The following is a 2,886-nucleotide window of genomic DNA, read 5'->3' on the forward strand; positions in this document are numbered from 1 at the left end:
GGGGCGGAGGGGGCGGCGGTACGGCCCCAGCGGGCGACGCGGGCGCGTCGGTCATGCGGTGACCGCAGACCTCGCACCAGTCGTCGGCCGCTGACTGGTGGCCGTTCGGGCAAGTCGGCATGGTGAGTGCCTCCCCCTCCGTGCTCCTGCTCGGGTGCGTACCCGGCGCCTCGCCGGGCAGGGATGCGCGCCGCGGCCGGTGCGGCTAGCGCTTGACGCGGACCGTCTTGGTGGACCGCGTCTCCAGCGTCATCTCATCGGCCTCGGCGACCTTCGCTTTCAGTCGAACAGTACCCGCCGCGGCATCCACCACGTCGACCACCTTCGAAAGCAGTTTCGCAGTATCCGTGTTCCCCGAGGCGCTCGCCAACTGTACGGCTCGCCCCAGTTTGGCCGTTGCGCCCGCTTCGTCCCCAGCCTTGCGCAGATCGAGTCCCGTCTGGATGGCCTGGGCGAGTTCCGCCTGCCCCGTGTAGTGCGCGACCTGCGGGTTGAGGGAGGTGGTGGCCACCATGTCGTCCGTCCACACCGCGCGTACCAGGCCCTGGGAGAGGGTCTGGGGGGTGCCGCCGCCGGGTGCGGGCAGGACCAGCGAGACGCGGGCCGCGAGCATCTCCTGGCCGATCTCGGCGGCGGGCACCTCCACACAGACGTGGTAGTCGCGTGACTCGTCGCCCCATGACCCCGTCGGGTAGTCCCCGGCGCGCGGGCCCGCCTCGGTGCGGCGCTCGGTCAGGTTCTCGACGGTGGGTGCCACCTGCTTGACGTACTTGATCCGGCTGCCCTGCGGTGTCCACAGGCGGAGGGCCACGTCGGCGACCTCCTTGCCCATGGCGTTCTCCATCATCTGTGTGAAGTCCGCCGCGAGGCCGCCGGGGTCGGCGACGATGTCGGCGGTCCCCAGCAGCGCGGAGGCGACGCCGGTGACCTCCTTGACCTCCCAGTCGGTGCCGACACCGCGTGCGTCGCAGGTGAAGTGGCCCGCGCAGGCGTCGAGCGCGGCCCTCAACTCCGCCGGCGACTCGTGCTCGTTGCGGCCGTCGGTGAGCAGGATGCCGTGCCGGAGGGCGACGTCGGCCGAGCCGAGCAGCCGGTCGGCGAGGGTGAGCCAAGTGCCGATGGCGGTGCCGCCGTTGGCGCTCAGGCCGCGCAGCGCGTCCTTGGCCTCCCAGCGGGTGGTCCCGCCGGCGACGGCGAGCGAGCCGTCGCCGGGGTAGATCTCGACGGCCTTGTGGGTCCCGGCGACGACGGCGAACCGTACGCCGTCGCGCAGGGTGTCGATGGCGGCGGCGGTGGCTTCGCGCGCGTTGCGCATCTTGACTGGCGGGTAGTCCATCGAGCCGGAGCAGTCGACCATGATGACGACGGCCGCGTCCGCTCCCGCACCGCCGCCGCCCGTGCCGGCCGCCGGGAGGGGCAGGCCGCCGGTGGTGCCACCGCCGGTGGCGGTGACGGTGACGATCGCGTTCACCTCGCGGGCGCCCTCGGGCAGGTACGCGTTCTGGTAGACGTCCACGGAGAAGCGCGGCGCGTTGGACTTGGCGAAGTTGGCCATGTTTTCCGCTCCTGTGTGTGCTGCGGCGACAGGTCGACGAAGGGGCGGGCGGAGGTGCGCCGGTGTGCGTGGTGCTTCCCCCCGGACGGTCTCCCCCGACCGTCTTGATCCCCCGGTTCTTGTGGAACCCGCGGTGCGCGCGGGCTCAGGCCGGCTCCGTCCCTTCCGGCGGTGCGGGCACGGGCAGCACCGCGACCGTCACGTTGTCGTGGCCCCCGCCGTCCAGCGCGTAGCCGACCAGGTGCCGGGCGGTGTGGAGCGGGCGGGTGCCGGCGTCGGGCGGGAGGGCGGCGGCCATCTCGTCGGCGGACTCGGCGTAGTTCCACAGCCCGTCCGTGCACACCACCACGACGCCTGACCGCTCGGGCTGGAAGGAGGCGGTGTGCGGGTCGAGTTCGTAGGCGTCGGCGCCCAGCCAGCCCGTGATGGCGTGTGCCCGCGGGTCCGCGTAGGCCTCGGCCTCGTTCATCAGCCCGGCGGCGACCATCTGCGCGGCCCACGAGTCGTCCTCGGTCAGCCGCGCGGCGCCGGCCGTACGGTCGTCGGGCACCCAGTAGGCGCGGCTGTCGCCGATCCAGCCGACCGTCAGGATGCCTTCGCAGCTGAGCGCGCCGACGACGGTGCAGGCGGGCGCGTTCTTGGCCGGGTCGACGGGCGCTTCGGCCGCCAGCTCGTTGACCGCCTCGGCGGCGACGACGAGCGCGTCGTGCATGGCCTGCTGTGCGTGGCGGCCCTGCGGAAGTGCCGTACGCAGTGCGGCACTCGCCGCCTCCGCCGCGACGGCTGACGCCTCGTCGGGGCGGGTCGCGGAGGAGACGCCGTCGCAGACGACGGCGATCGTCACGGGCGCGCCGTCACCCGTGGTGGTCTCGGCGAGGGCGTAGAAGTCCTCGTTGCGGTGGTGGCGCAGGCCGCGGTCGCTGGCGGCGGCCACGGTGGCCAGTGCCGACTCCATGTGGTCGCGGTCGCGGGGCTGCTTGTGGCCGCAGTGTTCGCAGTACCCGTCGTCGTCGATGGTGCCGGTGCCGCAGGCGACGCAGGTGGGGCCGAGCGGTTCGGGACCGCTCGCGACGCCGTCGAGGTCGTCGGCCGCCGGCCGTGCGGGTTCGTCGGAGACGGCGCGGGGGTCGGGCCCGGTCGGCACCGGGCCCTGGGCGGGCGGCGTGGGGGCAGCCGCGTCCCGGGCGGCACGGCGCCGGCGTCGGCCGGTGGCGGGGGCACCACCGGTTCCCCGGCCGCGGGCGGCAGGGCGAAGTCCTGCTCGGCGGACGGGGACACGGGGCGCGGCGGGCCGGCGGCCGGGAGGGCCTCCCCGTCGTCGGCCGCCGGCC

General features: G+C 74.4%; 1 protein-coding gene and 2 pseudogenes. All 3 read right to left on the reverse strand.

Going from position 1 to position 2,886, the window contains the following annotated elements; genetic code table 11:
• Window positions 1-121, reverse strand: a pseudogene (locus AB8Z75_RS33795) (FHA domain-containing protein); the annotation flags it as partial.
• A gap of 84 nt (window positions 122-205) precedes the next feature.
• Window positions 206-1,555: a VWA domain-containing protein gene (locus AB8Z75_RS33800; RefSeq protein ID WP_369208790.1), complete on the reverse strand. Its 1,350-nt coding sequence runs from the start codon at window positions 1,553-1,555 to the stop codon at window positions 206-208.
• Window positions 1,556-1,700: 145 nt separating this feature from the next.
• Window positions 1,701-2,603: pseudogene (locus tag AB8Z75_RS33805) on the reverse strand (PP2C family serine/threonine-protein phosphatase); the annotation flags it as partial.
• Window positions 2,604-2,886: the final 283 nt, after the last annotated feature.

The sequence above is a fragment of the Streptomyces sp. PU-14G genome (assembly GCF_041028275.1).
GTDB lineage: Bacteria > Actinomycetota > Actinomycetes > Streptomycetales > Streptomycetaceae > Streptomyces.